This is a genomic window from Alteromonas sp. McT4-15 (assembly GCF_020515205.1).
Classification (GTDB): domain Bacteria; phylum Pseudomonadota; class Gammaproteobacteria; order Enterobacterales; family Alteromonadaceae; genus Alteromonas.
In genome coordinates this window covers 1-18,546 of the sequence record NZ_JAJALG010000010.1, presented here as the reverse complement: position 1 = coordinate 18,546, position 18,546 = coordinate 1, and the positions used below count along the sequence as shown (strand labels likewise).

The window sequence follows — 18,546 nt, the reverse complement described above, 5'->3', positions numbered from 1 at the left end:
AGCACTTTTACTATCTAACACTAGGAATGTTAAAGCATGAAGCGAGTGGTAATTATCTGTCTTACAATAGCCTTGTTGGCCGCTGTTTGCTTGTCTGCAAGCGTGCTTTATATTTCGGGTAAGGTAAATGCGCCACTGACAATTGGTCAAGATACGTTGTTCACCCTTGAAAAGGGGAGCAATGCCTATCGCACTTTGAAGCAACTTAGAAATCAGGGTGCAACAGACGTAACGCCACTGGTAGGTAAAGTGTGGCTTAAGTTTTTTGCTAGCGACACGTCGGTAAAGTCTGGAACCTATATGATAAGTCCAGGGCAGTCTTTAGTTGATGTATTCAATATTTTCACGCGGGGTGACGAATTTCTGTTTGCAGTAAGCCTAGTAGAAGGACTCACGCTGTCTCAATGGGTAGAAACATTAAGTGGGCACGCAGAATTAATTTTCGATATTGATGACACCACCTTGGCAGCTACAGTAAACCAAACCAAGACCCAATGGTGTTGTAATGACGTTGAACATAACGAAGGGTTGTATCTTGCAGATACTTATTTTTTTACACAAGGCACAAAAGCGAGTGAAATTCTTAGCCGAGCACATCGCGCCCTTATTGATTATATCGATAAGGCCTGGCAAACGAGAGCCCTAGATTTACCGTTGGAAGATCCTTATCAAGCGCTTATTTTGGCCAGTATTATTGAAAAGGAAACCGCAGTGCCCGAAGAGCGAGATCTTATAGCAGGCGTTTTTGTTAATCGGCTTAATAGCAATATGCGTTTACAAACTGATCCAACGGTTATCTACGGAATCGGCCCTACTTTCGATGGCAACATTACACGCAAACATTTGCGCACACCAACACCTTATAACACTTACGTAATCAAAGGCCTACCACCAACTCCTATAGCAATGGCAGGTAAAGCGGCGATACACGCAGCACTTCAGCCTAAACCGACTGATGCGCTATATTTTGTCGCAAAAGGCGATGGCAGCCATCAATTTTCGACAACACTGGAAGCACATAACGCTGCTGTGCGAAAATACCAGCTTAAACGCTAATAGGTGATGCCCTTTTAAGCAATTCGGGCAATAGCATGTAGGGCAATAGCCACTTCATGTCCCGTAACAAGAGATAAAGAAAGACGATATGCGCGGAAAATTTATAGTAGTAGAAGGCCTTGAAGGTGCGGGTAAAAGTTCGGTTATTGGCCTTATAGTAAACGCGCTTAACGCTCATGGTGTAGTTGTTGAGCAAACCAGAGAGCCTGGTGGAACGCCAATGGCTGAAGCCATTAGAGAGTGTGTAAAGCATGATTGGGAAGAAAATGTTGCCGAAGAAACTGAACTACTATTAATGTATGCGGCACGTGTACAACTATTAACGAATAAAATTTTACCTGCTTTAGAGAAAGGCAGTTGGGTAGTGGGCGATCGCCACGACTTATCTTCTCAAGCTTATCAAGGCGGAGGTAGGGGCGTAAGTGAGAATACGATGAGTGCGATAAGTGCTATTGCACTGAATGGATTCAAACCCGACTTGACCATTTATCTGGATGTAGAACCTAGTGAAGGTTTAGCTCGTGCTCGTGGACGCGGTGAACTAGATCGTATCGAGCAGGCTGGCCTTGCATTTTTCGAGCGCACCCGTGAACGCTACCTAGCATTGGCAGAACAAGATAATGCAATACATGTCGTTAGCGCTATGCAGCCTATGAATGACGTTCATCGAGATGTTTTAGATGTGGTTGAGCACTATATCCAAGAGCAATCTCACAGTAAATCTTCAACGCCGTGTAACAACTAATGCTCAACTGGTTTTCTGATTTATACACATCCCTTATCTCGCGTTATCTTGCGAGAAAGCTCCATCATGGATTACTGTTTACTGGTGCAAAAGGTATTGGAAAATACCACTTGGCTGAACAATTGAGTTTTACACTTTTATGTAAGCAACCCTCAATAGCTGGCCCTTGTGGAACATGTCAAAGCTGTCACTTGCGCTCAGCTGGCAATCACCCTGATTTCCATATTCTTGAGAGCGAAAAACAGCTTGGTGTTGATAAGATAAGAGAAGGGATCGCAAAGTTATCGGGAACGGCGCAGATGGGCGGGAATAAAGTACTCCTTATACCGCAAGCCGATACCATGACTGAAGCAGCGGCCAATGCACTGTTGAAAACGCTCGAAGAGCCCACAAATAACACATACTTGGTGCTGATAACGCACAGTGTGAATAAGCTTATGCCTACGATTTTAAGTCGTTGTGAAAAGCATGTATTGCCATTGCCTACGGTTCAGCAAAGTTTGACCTACTTGAATGAGCAGGGCGTACAAAATGTGGATGAAGCGCTGCTTGCGGCATATGGAAATGCACCTTTGCGTCTAGAAGCGGCTTTGGGCACAGAGGATGATTTTAATTATCGCGTATACACCGATGGCATGCAGGCATTGTTAGCTGGCGACCCCAAAATGCAGCCACAAATACTTGCCAATAAATGGCAAGATCATGCAATTCAGGTTGCACACTGGTGTCAATTGCAGGCGCATCAGTCATACGTGAAACATCAGCATCCCCAAAACTATGCGCGCTATAGCGCGTGTGTAGAAGCGGTAAGAACGCTTCAGCATCCAGGGGTGAACAAGTCGATGGTGTTATTTGGTTTATTAAAACAATTTCAACGGTAATGCTCATACTTTGCGTGTGCAAAAATTATGTAGCGTTACTTATTAATTTATAAAGGTGTAGTTTGTTTGTAGATTCTCACTGTCACTTAGACAGATTGAAGCAAGGTCCAGAAGCGTTAGCTGAAACCCTCAACTTTGCACGAACCAGAGGTGTGGAGCACTTTTTATGCGTTTGTGTATCGGTTAATGATTATGAAACCATGCTTGATACCGTAAAAGCGTTTGACGATGTATCGGTATCTTGTGGCGTTCACCCACTGCATCAGGATGATGCCTGTAGTTACGAAGTTCTACTTGAAAAGGCGCAGCGCGATGAGGTGGTAGCGATAGGCGAGACGGGCTTAGACTATTTTTATAGCCCCGAAAGCAAATCGGTCCAGCTTACGTCTTTTGTTGATCATATCAAAGTGGCGAATGAAACGAATAAGCCGCTGATTATCCATACCCGAGATGCGCGAGAAGACACGATTAATTTGCTTCGCGAACATAAAGCACCGCACACCAAAGGGGTTTTGCATTGCTTTACTGAATCACTAGAAATGGCACAAGCTGCAATAGAGCTTGGGTTTTATATTTCGATATCAGGCATTGTGACGTTTAATTCTGCTGATGAATTACGTGACGTTGTAAAGGCTATTCCACTTGATCGCTTACTGATTGAAACTGATTCACCTTGGCTTGCACCGGTACCTCATAGAGGTAAGCAAAATCAACCAGGTTATGTGGTTGAAGTTGCAGAATTTATTGCTGATCTTAAAGGAATAACGGTCAAAGAGTTAGCAACGATTACGACGCAAAATTTTTATGAATTGTTCTCTTTGGCACGTAAGCAATCAGCTTAACGTTTGAAGGTAAGGAGAGAAGCGTATGCCACGATGGCGACAGGGACTGACAAAGAGTCTGCATCAATCGCGCAGCATGCCTGAAAGTCGTTATTTTCAGCTTGCTTCTGTAGATGAAGCGGGAATGCCATTTTGCCGCACAGTTGTGTATCGTGGATTAACTGATAACAACCAATTGATGGTAATTTCGGATACCCGCTCAGAAAAATATCAGCAACTCAGTGATAACCCTAAAGCACAAGTGTGCTGGTATTTTTCTAAGACACGTGAGCAATACAGGTTCTCAACGCTATCAAAAGTGATTACGCTTGAAGATGACACAACGCTTGTCACTGTGCAGTGGCATAAACTGTCTGATGCTGGAAAGAAACAATTCCTATGGGGCGAGCCGGGTAGTGTTCGCAATGATGAGCGTGCACTTACGATAAATGGACACTTTGAAGATGTACCAACGCACTTTTGCGTAATTTTATTGGCTATTTACGAGGTGGACTATTTAAATTTAAGGGGCAACCCTCAGTATCGTGAACGACATCACCTTGATGAAAACGGTAATTGGTCTAGCCAGTCGCTTATCCCTTAAAAAAGCCCCTATATTGGGGCTTTCGTAATTCTAATTGCAAGATTTTGATTACAAGCAACAATCCATCACTCTAGTACTTGTGCAATCGGCGTATCGCCTTTAAATAGGTGTGTGATAAGATTTTCGTTGCTCGCACGAGAAACACTTTCAACAATAGCTGTCGCTACGTCTTCTCTTGCTATTACCGCATCACTTTTATTCGTTGGCATGTCTGTGCGAACTAAGTGTGTACCCGGTTCATTGAGCAAGGTTCCCGGACGCAGAATAACATGCGACAAACCACTATTGATAAGATGTTCATCAGCCATATGCTTAGCCACGAGATAGGGCTTGATAGCAGAATCAACAGCATCGGGATCACCTGCACCAATGGAGCTCACCATGACAAATTTCGATACGTTAGCTGCTTTCGCATAGTTTACTGCATTACGAGCAGCCCATAGGTCAATCATTAAGGTTTTGTCAGCGCCAGTGTTTCCACCAGAGCCTGCTGTAAATACAACAACGTCGACGCCCTCAAAATGCGCTGAAAAGTCTTTTTCTAAATCTTGTTCAACAATGGTTAAGCTATCGCTTTGAATGTCCGATAGTTTGTCAGGACTGCGCACTGGCGCAATAACGCGATGTCCTGCTTCAAGCAACTTTCCGGTTGCTTGTTTACCAATTTGGCCTGATGCGCCAATCACGAGAACGGTAGCCATAAAATAAACCTCCTTGCATGTCGCGTTTAATAAACTCAATGGTTTATAGTCAGCATAGAGATATGCGATCACTTGTTGCGCTGAAATACATAGTGGGTCGTTAGAAAGCAATTTACGAAAATAGTGTAAAGACAGCACCAATAAAAAAGCCTCGCAGGTGCGAGGCTTTGACATAAGTTATCAACAATTTAGCAAATAACGCTTACCAACCACATTGGCGCGTAGCGTTTTGCTCATCTAGCCACGTTTTCAATGGGGCGAAGTATGCTGCAATAGTGCTCGCATCCATCTCTGGCGAGCCCGTCAGCGTCTCTAGGGCATTCTGCCAAGGCTGACTCATACCCATTTCAAGCATCTTATTCAATGCTTGTCCTGCTTCTTCGCTACCGTAAATTGAACAGCGGTTAAGCGGGCCTTCATCGCCAGCAATATCACATAACGCTTTGTGGAATTGGAACTGCAGAATGTGCGCTAAGAAATAACGTGTGTAGGGGACGTTCGCCGGAACGTGGTACTTTGCACCAGGGTCGAACGCATCTTCGCCGCGTGCGACTGGGGCCATTACACCCTGGTACTTCTCACGAAGTTCCCACCACAAGTCATTATATTGCTCGGGCGCTACTTCGCCTGACATTACTTTCCAACGCCACTGATCTACCATTAGACCAAATGGAATGAAGGCAATCTTGTCTAACGCAACTTGCATCAACATGCCGATATCATTAGATGCATCAGGAATTTCATCAATTAAGCCAATTTGCTTTAGATACTTCGGCGTAATTGAAAGGGCAATAGTGTCACCAATCGCTTCATGGAAGCCGTCATTTGCTGAACCGCGATATAAAAGCGGCTGGTTTTTATAGGCACGTTGATAATAGTTGTGACCCAATTCGTGATGAATGACGTTAAACTCTTCGCCTGTTTTTTGGATGCACATTTTGATACGCAGATCATCTTTGTCATCCAAATCCCATGCAGAAGCGTGACATTGAACGTCTCTACCTTCTGGCTTTTGGAACATTGAGCGTTCCCAGAAGGTTTCTGGCAACTCTTCAAAGCCTAACGACGAGAAAAACGACTCTGCTTGCTTGACCATGCTAAGCTCATCGTAACCTTGTGCATTTAGTGCCGCAGTGACGTCTGGTACCGTCATTTCCTGCTGCGGTTTAACGATATCGTATACGTTACCCCATGTTTGCGCCCACATGTTGCCGAGTAAGTGCGCAGGTATAGGTTTATCCTGAGGTACAACGTCTTCACCATAATGCTCGCCAAGTTTTGCACGTACGTGACAGTGAAGCGACTCGTAGAATGGTTCAACCTGAGACCAGAGGCGATCAAGTTCCTTTGGAAAATCATCCGCTGGCATGTCGTATTTGCCACGCCACAGTTCACTGACATTAGCAAACCCCAGTTCAGCAGCCCCTTCGTTGGCAATTTTAACTTGCTCTGCATAAAGCGGCGCCATGGGCTTAGACACATCGCGCCAGCCTTTCCAATATTCTAACAGCAGATCTGCATCGCGAACGCTAGCCATTTCACCGCTCATTTCCACGAGACTTTTGCAAACACCTTCTTCGTTGCAATATTCGCCAGAGCCATACATTGCGCTAAGTTCTGAACCAATTTTCGCCAAGCGCTCAGCTTTTTGTGGATCTGAAGGCGGTGGCATGGTTAAACCATTTTTTAGCAGGTCCAACTGACGGCGGGTGTCAGCATCAACGTCGACATTATTAAACTTGGCGGCTTCTTTAGCTAATGTTGCCACTTTTGTTGAAAGAACTTCGTTGAAATAGGCGCTAACAGCAGCGGTATCATAGTTAATGTTGGTCGCATAACTCCACTCTGCGTGTGCAGCGGGAACCTGCATTTTTTCGATATCGCTTTGTGCTTGAGCTAGGAATGCTTTTGCGTCTGCGGCGCTTAAGCTTGGCGTTGTGGTTGTTTGTGTTGTGCTCTCGCCACAACCAAACAATGACACGCTAACTAAAGCGGCCAGCAACGTGCGTTTATGCTTGATCATTGTCTGTCCTTAATTATTGTGATTTTGATGTGATTTACAAAGACATGCCAAACCATTGTGAAACGCCACCGATGATTTGTAAAACAAAATTAGCATACGCACTGTGTATTTGGTGTATTGCTGTACAAAAACTTACAAAATTAAGCGGTATCAGTGCCTTGGTTTTAGACCTAAACGCCATAGTTGTGACTATAATAACGTAGTTTAACGCGCTATAGGTTTGCGCGTGATGATAAATAAGGAAGTCGTATGAAAGCGCTTGGTCGTCTTGCACTTATATTGGTTTTGTTGTTTGCTGCATTATTCTTCTACAGCATGGGGATGAAGTCGGGTGCGTTTCTGTTCATTTTGCTTGGTTTCTTGTGCGAAGCTGGGTTTTGGTTGGGAATATTTCCACTTAAGCGAATCAAAACGAGTTCATAGCAAAGTACCTTTCCCAATTTCACAATGTGGGATGATATATGACAGTGAATGAGTATATGCAGGGCCTTGTGGAAGGCCGTCGTCAAAAGGTTCAGTTTCTGTCTGACCTTATTCTCTCGCTCTATCCCAATGCAGAAGTTTCAATGAAGTACAAAATGCCTACGTTCTCTATAGACGCTGGCTGGGTGGCGATTGCCAATCAAAAAAATTACGTATCGCTCTATACTTGCTCTGCGCAGCACCTAGAACAGTTTAAGCAATGTTACCCTACGATCAAAACAGGCACAGGTTGCATCAACTTCAAAGATAAGGATGATTTACCGACGGACGCGTTAAAGCAGGTCATAACAAGTGCAATGGATTTCGGCCATTAACGGTGTATGCTAATCAACTTAAACGCGCTACAGATCTTTGAGGTGATGATAAGACAAATACAAATATCGATGTGGTGATTAGTTCCGAAGTCGATTAAAGTATAAATAATACGCACTAAACAAGACCATGTAGATGCGTCAGGTTTATAAAATTCATAAAAAAGGAAGCGATATCAATGGAAGAAAAAATGTATTGGGGAATGACGAGTCGTACTTACTGCACGGTAATTCACCTTAGTCAGCTAACGAGCTTTATTATTCCGGGGCTTGGGCTCATCTTACCTATTGTCCTGTGGATTGCGAATAAAGATCAGGATGAGGCAATAAATCAACACGGCAGAGTTACCGCAAATTGGCTTTTGAGTTTACTTGTTTACTCTGTGATTTGTATGGTACTTGCTTTTATTCTTATCGGCTTTATCGGCTTTGCTATTTTAGGTTTACTCAACCTTATTTTTGCTATTGTTGCAGCGATGAAAGCGAACAACGGTGAATTGTGGCCATACCCTTTAAGCATTCAGTTTTTCAAGGGCTGATAGAAATAACAACAGTAAGATGCCTGAGGTGTTAAATCAGGCATCGGTCTATGTACTTGGAAACGGTTTGGGTATAACGTGAATATCGGTATTTTTATCTATGATAAGGCTGAAGTGCTAGATATTGGTGGACCGTTTGAAGTATTCAGCGTTGCTAAGCGGTTGGTTGAAGAAACGTGGAATATCTTTACCATATCAGATGCTAAACATACGATTTATGCGCGTGGAAACCTGCCGATCGTGCCACATTATTCTATATCCAATCACCCACCACTCGACATCTTGTGCGTAGTGGGAGGCGAACATTTTGCGATGTTAGATAATGAACGTGTTCTCAGGTGGCTTAGGCATTGCAACGATACAACCTCAATCACCTGCAGTGTCTGTACCGGCGCGTTTATACTCGCTGCTGCCGATGTTTATAAAGCTATGCCGGTCACCACACATTGGGAAGATCAAGAGTCGCTACAGACCATGTTCCCACAGCTTGATGTTGTAAGAAACAAGCGCTGGGTACATCACGGTAAATATATTTCTTCAGGTGGCATTTCGGCGGGGATAGATATGAGTCTTTATGTGGTCTCAACGTTGAGTGGTCTTGATGCTGCTAGAGCCGTGGCTCGACAAATGGAATATGACTGGCATTACTTAGGTGAGTAACGTGTATTATTGATATGCCGTTTAAGAGATTCCTCGTACAAGTCCTGCGCTAAAAACTCCCTTATGTAGTTATTGAGCACATTTCTCGCTTCAACCTGAGACGGATGCATTATTAATCTTGCCGCCACAACACTTGTTGGACTCTCAGAGCGGTGAAAGGGTATCCCTTTAAACATATCTTGTTGCTGCAATGCCCGCATATTTTTCACATTTAGCTCGGCAGCGTCACATCTTCCAAGTAACACCATTTTAAGCATGGTCTCATGGTTAGACGAATCGATTCGCACAAGGTTGCCTTCATTAAACCAGGGTTGAAGACCAGGGTAGTGAAACCCTCGTCTTGTGCAAATTCGCGCGCGGGTGTGAGCGTTTGCCCCAAAACCTGTTGGCAAAGGTTTGTGGGAATAAAGGTAGCTTTTATGTAAAAAAATGGGGTCAGTCGCAATAAAACGCTCGGGTTCATCTAACCATTCAAGGCTTGAATAAAACATATCTAGCTGACCTTCAGCAACAAACGTTTCACTTCTACTTCTGTGAGAGTCAACATAAGTCACTTCTATCGCATTGTCATTTTCTGCGGTGGTCAAAATGTCGGGAATAACACCTACGTAGTGCTTTTGGGCAGCGTCGAAATACAAATGTGGGGGAGTACCTGGCGAATTAATGGCAAGTGTAAGTTTGATGGGGGTAGCGTATGCTTTAACGCTCGCTAAATAAACTGCGATGATTAATAAGAAGCGAATCATACTTAAAACCTCTACTAGCAGTACTTCACCTTATTTTAGAGAGCGACAAAGCCACTACCTCAAATGGCGAAGAAATGAGCCAGAGTACAACACATTTATCATATCTCCTGATATTAGCTCAACAGTGTACTTTAAAATGACTTCGCTGGCATGGCTTGCGTTATTAGCAATTAGGATGAATTTGTATTTAGTAATAACGCAACACAATGTCATCAAAATATTGCTTATCGAGCTTTAGATGCACAACACTGCTTGAATTTTTTGTTGCTGCCGCATGGGCAAGGTAAGTTTCGCCCCAACTTTACTTTGCCACAGTCATCATGCAATAGGCCATCATGATAGCGCCACAGTCCGTCTTCTTTGACAAAGTTGGATGTTTCATGCAGCTGATATACGTGTTTATTCTCAAAATAATAGGCAGTGAATTCCACTGTGTCTCGCGTCAGCGTCAAACGTTCAGACTCTACCTGCAATTGTGATGATTTATTGATTACAAGGGCAAACCATGTAGCACCCGTTGCACTATCCGCCAGTTCATTAACGCTAAGATTGTTTCGTTTTTCTTCGGTGTAGGTATTTAATACATAGTCGAACTTATTGAGCGCGTAAGCGGTGAAACGTGAGCGCATTAGTTGTTCTGCAAAAGCGGGCGTTACAGAGCCGGATAAAAAAGGTTCGCAACAATTCTTAAAAGAATTAGAAGAGCAGCAAAAGCAGCGCATAGAAAAGGCCGTTAAAATCTTAAATTAGCGAGCCATTGTATATCCGATACGTAGCCGTTTCAGTAATTTTCCTTAGCAACAAGACCAAATAGGCACAAAACCACCACCATATCTACAATGAACTAGTTGCTTAGTAAATGATGAGACTACCAAGGTCCTACGGCCAGGTTTTGTTGCTCGTTAGAACTGTCTACACGCACGTTAACCAAACTCACAGAGTAAAGCTCACACAGTTTCCTAATCATTTCACTGTCGGTGGGTTGTAAATCAAGATCGATGTTTTCTACATACAGTGTTTTACATTGACCACCTGTTATTAGCTTGCTTATCCATTCAGGCATTTTTTCTCTATCTGGTTTTTGAATGCGAATTGCATGATCAACATCCTTTGAAAATGAGACTGAACTAGCAAGCAAGTAATTCCAACCCTTTGGATTGTTACTTCTGCCTTCTCCAGGAAAACCTTCGAAGGGAAGAGGAAGTTGTACAACATTTGAAACAGAAGTACGCAACATGTTGAAACGAGAAACTGATGAAATATTCATAACTCTTCCTAATAAAGTCTAGTTAACTGTTTAGCTATACAGTGTGTATGTGTATACAGTAGTTTTAATTAGTATGGTTTGCAAGTGTTAAGTTGTATTTTTTTTGCTCAAACCGAACGTTTGTTCATAAGTGTTTATAATTTATGGATATTTACTGTGACTAGAAACGGTATGTTTGGTATAACTCGCACAATAATGTTAGTGCTAGGTACTGGGGAGGACTGGTGGCTGGTTTATCAAGCTTAGGGTATGTGGGACTATTTTTGTCTGCGTTTTTAGCGGCAACAATATTACCGTTAAGCTCAGAAGTAGTACTTGGTACGCTCTATTCTTCCGGGCTATCAGCGCTTAATTTACTTATAGTTGCGTCGCTGGGCAATGTGCTTGGCTCTTTGGTTAATTATGTGTTGGGGCTAAAATACGGAAAGGTAATAGCCATTAAATGGTTACGGATAAAAGAAAGTACTTTTGAGCGCGCGAGCGATATCTATATGAAGTGGGGTAAATGGAGCCTGTTATTAGCGTGGGTCCCAGTTATCGGAGATCCAATCACTTTGGTTGCAGGCACACTACGCACGCATTTTGTATTTTTTCTTTTTTGCGTTGCCTTTTGTAAGACCGCGCGTTATGCCGTATTGCTATATATTTTAAGCTAACGTTGTTCGCTTTTTCCTAACTTGCTTCTGCTTCTGCTTCTGCTTGTGCTGATTAATCCATTTCTTAAAACGCGGCGTTAACACGCCAATACCTATTAGCCAATACCAAACTGGCTCTTGCCAGAAGGTCTTTTGAGACCAACTGAAGTGAAGCAGTGTCAGCGGTAAAATGAGATAAACCGTGTTGTGAAGCTTTTGCCAGCGCTTTCCCATTTTGCGTTGAACGCGTTTAAAAGACGTTGCCGTTAGGGCCAAAAGTAAAAGTAATGCAGTCATACCAACGACGATGTAAGGTCTGCTCACTATTTCACTTGCGACTAACGCCATATCTAATTGGATTTCAAAAAACACATAGGTAAACAGGTGAGCAAATGCATAAACGAAGCTGTAAACACCGATCATACGCCTAAATTGCAATGGTTCAGGGCTCGGTAGCCACTGCGCCAACGGGCTTAATAGTAAGGTTGTTAAGAGCAAATGTATAGCCCAAATACCCGTTTCGTTAATAAGCGTATTAACGGGATCTGGGCCTAAATTATCATTTACTCCTGCATAAAAGAGCCAAAACAAGTAACCAAGCAACGTAATATGCAATGACGCTTTTATTAAACGGCGCTGAAGTAGGCTGAGGCGTAGTGGCTTTTTTCTCAATGGCATAATATCCAGCAACGCCTAGTAATAACGAGATAGGTTCATATCATTGTACATAGGTGCGACCTCTGTATAACCGTTGAATAGTTGCGTATCTATTCGGTTTCTTGTTAGTAGTCCGCCTGTTGTAATACGTCTTTCGCTGGCCTGACTCCAACGCGGGTGAGCCACATTAGGATTTACGTTTGCATAGAATCCATATTCATTTGCAGCAAGCCTATTCCAGGTTGTTGGTGGCTCTTTATCAGTTAATCGTATCCGAACGATAGATTTAATACTTTTAAAACCGTATTTCCATGGCACTACTAGTCGTATTGGCGCACCGTTTTGCGGTGGCAGCGTTTTTCCATACAAACCAACCGCCATCATGGTGAGAGGGTGCATGGCCTCGTCTAGGCGTAGGCCTTCAACATACGGATAGTCGATACCGCCCCCCATAAAGCGACTACGTTGCCCGGGCATTTGGTCTGGGTCATAAAGTGTTTCGAATGCCACATATTTTGCTGACATTAACGGGTCAGCCTGTTTTATAAGTGCGGCTAACTCAAAGCCAACCCAAGGTATGACCATCGACCAAGCTTCTACACAGCGCAAGCGATATATCCGCTCTTCAAGCGGAAATCGAGTAGTTAACGCATTGTAGTCTAACGTAATCGGTTTCTTTACCAGTCCGTCAATTGTCAGTGTCCAAGGGTTTGTTTGAAACTCGGTTGCATTTTTCGCAGGCGCGTCTTTTGCTGTACCAAACTCATAAAAATTGTTGTATGAAATGACCTTGTTTTCAGGCGTTCTGGTTTCTGATATCTGAAATTTAGGTGGTTGGCTAAACTCTAAGGGTTCTGATTTAAAAGGGACCTTTTCTTCATCATCTTCCCAAAACCACCCAGCAGCACTTGCTGACTTTGCCAACAGTGTTGATGCACCAATGAACCCCATGGATTTAAGTAATGAACGTCGATTCATATAAACCCTTTCATCGGTAACGTCATTTTCTTTAAGTTGTACTGATGGTTTAAATGGTTTGGGCATTACTTCACCTTTATTTTGTTAACAGAGTCGGCTTCTTACGAATCTGACTGCCTAAATACCGTTTGTGCGTATGGAATAGTTTGTTTTTTATTTATCCATTAGTACGAGAACGACACGATTTGGTTTCAAACACACGCTAACTAAGACCCAAGTCATGCCCGTTTTATTTCAAAAATTAATTAACGCTTTTGACTTAGTAGACGCCAAGCAGTAGTGTAAATCTACGTTTCATAGGATGTGTCGTGCGTTTTAAGGAAGAAATACACTGTGAGAATAATTATTTTGCTTTGCTTAGCCTTGACTCTTGATGTGTCAGAGGCCCGCGGTGACGATATAACAAGTCGCTATGCATTTCCGTTTATTGATCGCGCTTCTGCTACAAGTTTGTCTTTGTATCATTCTTTAATTTCGGGTAGCGCCAACGATGATGAAGACGTAACATTAGCCACTATTGAAGGCGTTTTATCTGCACCCCAGGTACAATTAGCCGATATGGTAGTTGCTACTCTGGCTTTACAATATTTGACTGAAAACTCACATCGCCGTGCATCTGAAAAGATGCTAGATGCAATAACGAAACTTTACGATAAAACTAAAAATCGCTACTCCCAAGACAAAATAAAGCGACGTGAATTTTTAAGTTGTACGTTATTCGGTAAGCAAAAACTTGAGGTAACATTAAAAGCCATTGATTCCTTAATAGGTGCTGAAAACGACTTTTTTAAGCAAATCCATGAAACGCGATTTAGCAAAACGGATAAGGCTACATTGAATCTCTCTGCCAAAATGTATGGCCTTGTGTCACGAGAAACAGTGTTGATGACGCAGATATATCGCTCGATTGCCGACTTTCATAAGCGTTCACCAGAGGGCGTACTGGATGAGCGAATCGATATCGCTTTACTTCTTCGCAACCTAGCCGTGGCGTATAATCAGACAAGTGCTTATACACGTGAACGCGCTACGAAAAAAGTAATGAAACAGTTAGAGAAAGACGGCATTATTCCAGCGGCATCACTTAAAGACCGGGTGTATAGCTACATTGAAGTAGAATACATTCCTTGGCTAGAAAGTGCTCATGAGGGAGCCTGAGCTAGTTCTTCATCTGAAATGACTAAGCACTACATATGAAAACTGTCTTGAATACCGCCTTGCTTGGGAGAAAATATACTGCCATACAGGCGCGAAGCAAATTCATCTGTCATGCCAGAAATATAATCTGAAAGTACGCGCATGCCATTGCCTGCTTCTTGCTCTTTGCGCCAGCGAACTTGCGTGTTTTCTGGGAGAAGGCGCGTGGGATCAGACGCAAATGCTTCAAAGAGCTCCATAACGACCAATTGCCCCTTGTACTCGAGCAGTTGTACATCTGGGCGACGTATTACTTTTCTAAATACAAAGCGCTTAAACAGTTCTAGCGCCTCGGCAAAGACGTGAGGCATAGTGGCGTTAAACGCCAATAAGGGATGTGTGAAGCCCTCAACACCTTGTATTTCAATTGCAGTAATGAAACTGTTAACCAAGGCACCAATGGCATTCTTTCTTTCGTGGTGCTGTGCACTAAAAAGCTTGTGGGTTAGTGTCTCAATGTTGTTAGAAAGCCAAGGTACGTCTAAGGCTATTAAGGGAAGGGTCACATCCTCAATAAAGTGGTGCTTGTGCACCATATCCATCACAATGGCATCTTCGAGGTCATGAATGCCATAAGCAATATCATCAGATAATTCCATTATCGAGCAGTCAAATGACTTAAATTGCGTTTTGCTGTGACCGTTTTCTCTTGTTGAAAACTGCATCAAATGGTCTTTGTCAGTTTGGCTAAAAGGGTCTAACAGCCAATCAAATAAAGGTTCATCACAGCGAAATAGTCCTTTTGGTGGATGCCAGTCTTCAGCTTTAACTCTGCGCAACGATGTGGGACGTTCAGGCAAGGTACTCTGACTGTGAAGCGTGTCAATAAAATTGGGGTATTTCACTAACCCTAAAACGCTTCGGCGGCATAAATTCATCCCGTGCTCAGCAGTATAAGGTTCGAGTTTGGAGATAATACGAAATGTCTGGCCATTTCCTTCAAAACCGCCGTGCTCGTGCATCATATAATTAAGCGCTATTTCGCCACCGTGTCCAAAGGGCGGGTGGCCAATGTCGTGCGCTAAACACAAGGTTTCAATAAGCGTTGCATCAAGAGCGAGCGTGTCAGCGATATCGGGAAATTTTCCACATAGTTGCGCTGTTATACCGGTTCCAATTTGTGCCGCTTCAAGTGAATGGGTAAGACGAGTGCGATAGAAGTCACTTAAGCCAACTCCAAGCACTTGGGTTTTGGCTTGCAAACGCCTAAATGCTGCACTGTGAAGCACACGGGCTTTGTCGCGTTGATACGGATTGCGATGATCGCCATCGCGACTCACACTTCTGGGTAGGCGTCGTTCGTGTAATGCTTGTTCCCAATTTACTCCTGCCACAACACTGTCCCTCGGTAGCTACATTTCGTCTTGCGTGATCTCATCTAAACTCAATGAGAAGCTCGGTACATATCGCGTTAAAAAGTAGTCCACTTCTTCAGAGTGATACTCTTTGAGTATCTTATCTAATCGCTTCTTGGCGAGTTTAAATTCTTGGTTGCCCGCAGCAAGTTCTTCCAGCGTTTTGAGGTAGGCGCACAACACATCGGCTGCTTTTACGATAAAGGCTTCTTCTTCACTGTGATGGTGGTGATCGATAAGTGCAGCATAATCTTCACGAAACGCCTCGGGGGCCATTTCGATTAGCTTATTTTCAGCAATTTTTTCTATTTTTTTATATTCTTCTTTAATTGCTGGATTAAAGTACTTTACCGGCGTGGGTAAATCGCCGGTTAAAACCTCGGAAACATCATGAAACATTGCAACAGTGGCAATGCGGTCAGGGTTTAGAGTGCCACCAAAGAACTTGTTTTTTATGAGGGCTAGCGCATGCGCCACCATAGCAACTTGCAAACTATGCTCTTGAACATTTTCTGTTCGCACATTGTGCATTAACGGCCAGCGATTAATCAGCTTTAAACGCGCCAGATGAGCAAAAAAGTGGCTTTTATCAGACACATCAGGCCCCTTGTTTATAAGTTCTAAAGAAGTTGCCAATACGATGCAGGGCTGGCACTAGAACATCGCTATGCGGTAAAAACACGAGTCTGAAATACACGCCTTCATTTAGATTGAAAGCACGGCCGTGTACTAAAAGTATTTTTTCTGAACTCAATAAGTCCAATACCATTTGTTCGTCGTTTTTGATGTTGAATTTCTTTTCATCAACGCGAGCAAAACAGTACATGGCGCCTTTAGGTTTAACGCAATGAATGCCGTCAATGCCATTTAGCATGTCAGTAGTTACATCTCGTTGAATACGTAAACGGCCATTCTCTTTTACTAAATCATCAATGCTCTGGTATCCACCTAGTGCCGTTTGTATCGCACTTTGACAGGGCACATTGGCACACATTCGCATAGACGATAAGATATTGAGCCCCTCAATATAGTCAGTCGCAAGACGCTTGTTTCCGCTCACCACTAGCCATCCCGAACGAAAGCCAGCCACGCGATAGTTCTTACTTAGCCCGCCAAAAGTTACAAAGAACACATCATCAGCAAGCGAGGCAATGCTGGTATGCTTTGCGTCATCATAAAGAATTTTGTCATAAATTTCGTCGCTGAAAACGACAAGTCCATGCTGTCTTGCAATTTCAACTACTTCTTGCAGAAGTGCTTCATCATAAACTGCGCCAGTGGGGTTGTTAGGGTTGATTAGCACGATAGCGCGAGTTTTGCTTGTGATCTTGCTTTTAATATCATCTAAGTCTGGAAACCAACCTGCTTGCTCGTCACAACGATAATGCACAGGTGAGCCAGACGATAAGCTTACCGCAGCGGTCCACAATGGATAGTCGGGACTTGGAATAAGTACTTCATCGCCATGGTTAAGCAATGCTTGCATTGCCATCATAATTAGCTCGGACACACCATTACCGATATAGACATCATCAACACGAATGTCTTTGATATTGCGCTGTTGGTAGTACTGCATTACGGCTACGCGGGCAGCATAAATTCCTGTTGAGTCTGAATATCCTTGAGACGTAGGCAGGTTGTGGATCACGTCTTTTACGATATCGTCAGGGGCTTCGAAACCAAATGGGGCAGGGTTGCCGATATTAAGTTTAAGAATGCGGTGGCCTTCATCTTCCATTTTTCTTGCTTGTGCGGCAATAGGGCCTCTGATGTCGTAACAAACGTTATCTAATTTATGTGAGCGAGATACAGTTTTCATGGTCTATCTGGTTGATTTACAAACCCTGAGATTATCGCAAACTTACTAACTATGCGACGGTATTCTCACCTATAGTTACTATAAATAGTGTGTTTATTGATTGAAAGGCTATTTATTGCACAGATAGTAGGATAAACATCTCGGTTGTAATTTATTAATAAATTTATTGTTAATAGCTTGTGAACTTTTTAATCTGAGCCTATCGTAGTAATAAGGCGTGTAAAAATACGCCAGTACTAGGTTCACAACTAGAGGTGATAAATATATGTCGCATCATTTTAAAGAGACCCCAGAGAACGCCATTACACAAAGTGGTATTGCTCGCGTTATTCCTTGTAAGGAATTAGACGTTGGCGATCCTATTAAGTGGTTATCTCTTGGATTGCGGGATGCCATGCGCGCGCCAGGATTAACCTTTTTCTATGGCGTGCTTTTCGCCATAATTCCATGGAGTATTATGTACCTTGTACAAATGACAGGGTGGCATTTAGTTATTCTGCCCGCCATTGTATGTTTTATGCTGATTGGACCATTCTTAGCTGCAGGCCTTTATGATGTGAGTTGGGAGATGGAGAAAGGGCATAAACCTACACTTCGTCATTCACTTCGCGCTATGCGTCGAAACGCTTTCAATGAATGGGGATTTGCCATTTTACTTATGGTAATGATGATCTTTTGGTTGCGCGTTGCATCGCTTATTCATGCACTTTATCCACCATACATTGAGAATGACCTCGAGAGTTTGTTGCCGTTTTTGATGTTGGGCACAATTGTGGGTGCGGTCTTTACGCTTGCAATGCTATTTATTACTGCTTTCACTCAGCCAATTTTGATGGAGCGAAAAGTGGATTTAGGCACAGCAGTGTTAACCAGTGTCAATGCGGTATGGTTAAATAAAGTACCAATGCTAATATGGGGTGCCATTATATTCAGCGCTGTTGCTATTGGATTCGTAACCGGCTTTGTTGGGTTTATTATCTTAATGCCATTGATTGGTTATGCATCTTGGCACGCATACATTGATGCAATTGAAACCAAACGCGAGCGAAAATACGAATAATAAAGTAA

At 43.1% G+C, this 18,546-nt stretch carries 22 protein-coding genes; 12 read left to right on the top strand and 10 right to left on the bottom strand.

The window, feature by feature from the left end:
* The first annotated feature begins 36 nt into the window (after window positions 1-36).
* From mltG to LHL20_RS09600, 5 genes are all read left to right on the top strand, one after another.
* A complete protein-coding gene (gene mltG, locus LHL20_RS09620) occupies window positions 37-1,056 on the top strand; it encodes an endolytic transglycosylase MltG (RefSeq protein WP_226433145.1) in 1,020 nt (339 codons plus the stop codon).
* 88 nt (window positions 1,057-1,144) lie between these two features.
* Window positions 1,145-1,801 (top strand): dTMP kinase, encoded by a 657-nt coding sequence (gene tmk / locus LHL20_RS09615; RefSeq protein ID WP_159624930.1) that lies wholly within the window; start codon window positions 1,145-1,147, stop codon window positions 1,799-1,801.
* Window positions 1,801-2,682: a DNA polymerase III subunit delta' gene (gene holB / locus LHL20_RS09610; protein WP_226433144.1), complete on the top strand. Its 882-nt coding sequence runs from the start codon at window positions 1,801-1,803 to the stop codon at window positions 2,680-2,682. The genes tmk and holB overlap by 1 nt, the downstream gene beginning before the upstream one ends.
* A gap of 62 nt (window positions 2,683-2,744) precedes the next feature.
* On the top strand, window positions 2,745-3,524 hold the full coding sequence (locus tag LHL20_RS09605; RefSeq protein WP_226433143.1) for a TatD family hydrolase: 780 nt from the start codon (window positions 2,745-2,747) through the stop codon (window positions 3,522-3,524).
* Between the two features lie 25 nt (window positions 3,525-3,549).
* A complete protein-coding gene (locus tag LHL20_RS09600; protein WP_226433142.1) occupies window positions 3,550-4,107 on the top strand; it encodes a pyridoxamine 5'-phosphate oxidase family protein in 558 nt (185 codons plus the stop codon).
* Window positions 4,108-4,172: 65 nt separating this feature from the next.
* On the opposite strand, the gene LHL20_RS09595 is transcribed toward LHL20_RS09600, so the two are convergent.
* Both LHL20_RS09595 and LHL20_RS09590 read right to left on the bottom strand, forming a co-directional pair.
* Window positions 4,173-4,808 carry an SDR family oxidoreductase gene (locus LHL20_RS09595; RefSeq protein WP_226433141.1) on the bottom strand — a complete coding sequence of 212 codons (636 nt, stop codon included), beginning with the start codon at window positions 4,806-4,808 and terminating at the stop codon, window positions 4,173-4,175.
* 202 nt (window positions 4,809-5,010) lie between these two features.
* A complete protein-coding gene (locus LHL20_RS09590; RefSeq protein WP_226433140.1) occupies window positions 5,011-6,831 on the bottom strand; it encodes a M2 family metallopeptidase in 1,821 nt (606 codons plus the stop codon).
* Between the two features lie 249 nt (window positions 6,832-7,080).
* On the opposite strand from LHL20_RS09590, the gene LHL20_RS09585 reads away from it, so the two are divergent.
* The 4 genes from LHL20_RS09585 to LHL20_RS09570 all read left to right on the top strand — a co-directional run bounded on the left by LHL20_RS09585 (window position 7,081) and on the right by LHL20_RS09570 (window position 8,824).
* Entirely contained in the window at window positions 7,081-7,254 is a 174-nt protein-coding gene (locus LHL20_RS09585; protein ID WP_226433139.1) for a hypothetical protein, read from the top strand.
* A 38-nt stretch (window positions 7,255-7,292) separates the two neighbouring features.
* Window positions 7,293-7,628, top strand: coding sequence for an iron chaperone (locus LHL20_RS09580; protein WP_226433138.1), 336 nt, complete (start codon window positions 7,293-7,295; stop codon window positions 7,626-7,628).
* 176 nt (window positions 7,629-7,804) lie between these two features.
* On the top strand, window positions 7,805-8,164 hold the full coding sequence (locus LHL20_RS09575; RefSeq protein WP_201283835.1) for a DUF4870 domain-containing protein: 360 nt from the start codon (window positions 7,805-7,807) through the stop codon (window positions 8,162-8,164).
* Window positions 8,165-8,242: 78 nt separating this feature from the next.
* Window positions 8,243-8,824, top strand: a complete 582-nt coding sequence (locus LHL20_RS09570; protein WP_226433137.1) for a DJ-1/PfpI family protein — start codon at window positions 8,243-8,245, stop codon at window positions 8,822-8,824.
* Here LHL20_RS09570 and LHL20_RS09565 read toward each other — a convergent pair.
* The 3 genes from LHL20_RS09565 to LHL20_RS09555 all read right to left on the bottom strand — a co-directional run bounded on the left by LHL20_RS09565 (window position 8,809) and on the right by LHL20_RS09555 (window position 10,837).
* Window positions 8,809-9,570 (bottom strand): transporter substrate-binding domain-containing protein, encoded by a 762-nt coding sequence (locus LHL20_RS09565; protein ID WP_226433136.1) that lies wholly within the window; start codon window positions 9,568-9,570, stop codon window positions 8,809-8,811. The genes LHL20_RS09570 and LHL20_RS09565 overlap by 16 nt on opposite strands.
* A 224-nt stretch (window positions 9,571-9,794) precedes the next feature.
* Window positions 9,795-10,199, bottom strand: coding sequence for a YchJ family protein (locus tag LHL20_RS09560; RefSeq protein WP_201283834.1), 405 nt, complete (start codon window positions 10,197-10,199; stop codon window positions 9,795-9,797).
* 239 nt (window positions 10,200-10,438) lie between these two features.
* On the bottom strand, window positions 10,439-10,837 hold the full coding sequence (locus LHL20_RS09555) for a deoxyguanosinetriphosphate triphosphohydrolase (RefSeq protein WP_202265401.1): 399 nt from the start codon (window positions 10,835-10,837) through the stop codon (window positions 10,439-10,441).
* Between the two features lie 224 nt (window positions 10,838-11,061).
* On the opposite strand from LHL20_RS09555, the gene LHL20_RS09550 reads away from it, so the two are divergent.
* Window positions 11,062-11,493 (top strand): YqaA family protein, encoded by a 432-nt coding sequence (locus LHL20_RS09550; RefSeq protein WP_226433135.1) that lies wholly within the window; start codon window positions 11,062-11,064, stop codon window positions 11,491-11,493.
* Here LHL20_RS09550 and LHL20_RS09545 read toward each other — a convergent pair.
* Window positions 11,485-12,150 (bottom strand): sulfite oxidase heme-binding subunit YedZ, encoded by a 666-nt coding sequence (locus tag LHL20_RS09545; protein WP_226433134.1) that lies wholly within the window; start codon window positions 12,148-12,150, stop codon window positions 11,485-11,487. The genes LHL20_RS09550 and LHL20_RS09545 overlap by 9 nt on opposite strands.
* 15 nt (window positions 12,151-12,165) lie before the next feature.
* Window positions 12,166-13,173, bottom strand: a complete 1,008-nt coding sequence (gene msrP, locus LHL20_RS09540; protein WP_226433133.1) for a protein-methionine-sulfoxide reductase catalytic subunit MsrP — start codon at window positions 13,171-13,173, stop codon at window positions 12,166-12,168.
* Between the two features lie 267 nt (window positions 13,174-13,440).
* Here msrP and LHL20_RS09535 point away from each other — a divergent pair, with 267 nt between their 5' ends.
* Window positions 13,441-14,265, top strand: a complete 825-nt coding sequence (locus LHL20_RS09535; RefSeq protein WP_226433132.1) for a hypothetical protein — start codon at window positions 13,441-13,443, stop codon at window positions 14,263-14,265.
* A gap of 29 nt (window positions 14,266-14,294) precedes the next feature.
* Here LHL20_RS09535 and LHL20_RS09530 read toward each other — a convergent pair whose 3' ends face one another.
* Genes LHL20_RS09530 through LHL20_RS09520 form a run of 3 tightly spaced genes read right to left on the bottom strand, consistent with a single transcriptional unit; the run spans window position 14,295 to window position 17,478 of the window.
* Window positions 14,295-15,638 (bottom strand): anti-phage deoxyguanosine triphosphatase, encoded by a 1,344-nt coding sequence (locus tag LHL20_RS09530; RefSeq protein WP_226433131.1) that lies wholly within the window; start codon window positions 15,636-15,638, stop codon window positions 14,295-14,297.
* 18 nt (window positions 15,639-15,656) lie between these two features.
* Complete coding sequence (yfbR, locus tag LHL20_RS09525; protein WP_159624900.1) at window positions 15,657-16,256, bottom strand: 5'-deoxynucleotidase; 600 nt, start codon at window positions 16,254-16,256, stop codon at window positions 15,657-15,659.
* Between the two features lies 1 nt (window position 16,257).
* Window positions 16,258-17,478 (bottom strand): pyridoxal phosphate-dependent aminotransferase, encoded by a 1,221-nt coding sequence (locus LHL20_RS09520; RefSeq protein WP_159624898.1) that lies wholly within the window; start codon window positions 17,476-17,478, stop codon window positions 16,258-16,260.
* 265 nt (window positions 17,479-17,743) lie between these two features.
* Here LHL20_RS09520 and LHL20_RS09515 point away from each other — a divergent pair, with 265 nt between their 5' ends.
* Window positions 17,744-18,538, top strand: a complete 795-nt coding sequence (locus tag LHL20_RS09515) for a DUF2189 domain-containing protein (RefSeq protein WP_226433130.1) — start codon at window positions 17,744-17,746, stop codon at window positions 18,536-18,538.
* Window positions 18,539-18,546 lie beyond the last annotated feature (8 nt).

Excerpts from the sequence above, each read along its gene's own strand:
- mltG (WP_226433145.1), top strand. The coding sequence starts at position 37 with ATGAAGCGAGTGGTAATTATCTGTCTTACAATAGCCTTGTTGGCCGCT.
- tmk (WP_159624930.1), top strand. The coding sequence starts at position 1,145 with ATGCGCGGAAAATTTATAGTAGTAGAAGGCCTTGAAGGTGCGGGTAAA.
- holB (WP_226433144.1), top strand. The coding sequence starts at position 1,801 with ATGCTCAACTGGTTTTCTGATTTATACACATCCCTTATCTCGCGTTAT.
- LHL20_RS09600 (WP_226433142.1), top strand. The coding sequence starts at position 3,550 with ATGCCACGATGGCGACAGGGACTGACAAAGAGTCTGCATCAATCGCGC.
- LHL20_RS09595 (WP_226433141.1), bottom strand. The coding sequence starts at position 4,808 with ATGGCTACCGTTCTCGTGATTGGCGCATCAGGCCAAATTGGTAAACAA.
- LHL20_RS09590 (WP_226433140.1), bottom strand. The coding sequence starts at position 6,831 with ATGATCAAGCATAAACGCACGTTGCTGGCCGCTTTAGTTAGCGTGTCA.
- LHL20_RS09585 (WP_226433139.1), top strand. The coding sequence starts at position 7,081 with ATGAAAGCGCTTGGTCGTCTTGCACTTATATTGGTTTTGTTGTTTGCT.
- LHL20_RS09580 (WP_226433138.1), top strand. The coding sequence starts at position 7,293 with ATGACAGTGAATGAGTATATGCAGGGCCTTGTGGAAGGCCGTCGTCAA.
- LHL20_RS09575 (WP_201283835.1), top strand. The coding sequence starts at position 7,805 with ATGGAAGAAAAAATGTATTGGGGAATGACGAGTCGTACTTACTGCACG.
- LHL20_RS09565 (WP_226433136.1), bottom strand. The coding sequence starts at position 9,570 with ATGATTCGCTTCTTATTAATCATCGCAGTTTATTTAGCGAGCGTTAAA.
- LHL20_RS09560 (WP_201283834.1), bottom strand. The coding sequence starts at position 10,199 with ATGCGCTCACGTTTCACCGCTTACGCGCTCAATAAGTTCGACTATGTA.
- LHL20_RS09555 (WP_202265401.1), bottom strand. The coding sequence starts at position 10,837 with ATGAATATTTCATCAGTTTCTCGTTTCAACATGTTGCGTACTTCTGTT.
- LHL20_RS09545 (WP_226433134.1), bottom strand. The coding sequence starts at position 12,150 with ATGCCATTGAGAAAAAAGCCACTACGCCTCAGCCTACTTCAGCGCCGT.
- msrP (WP_226433133.1), bottom strand. The coding sequence starts at position 13,173 with ATGCCCAAACCATTTAAACCATCAGTACAACTTAAAGAAAATGACGTT.
- LHL20_RS09520 (WP_159624898.1), bottom strand. The coding sequence starts at position 17,478 with ATGAAAACTGTATCTCGCTCACATAAATTAGATAACGTTTGTTACGAC.
- LHL20_RS09515 (WP_226433130.1), top strand. The coding sequence starts at position 17,744 with ATGTCGCATCATTTTAAAGAGACCCCAGAGAACGCCATTACACAAAGT.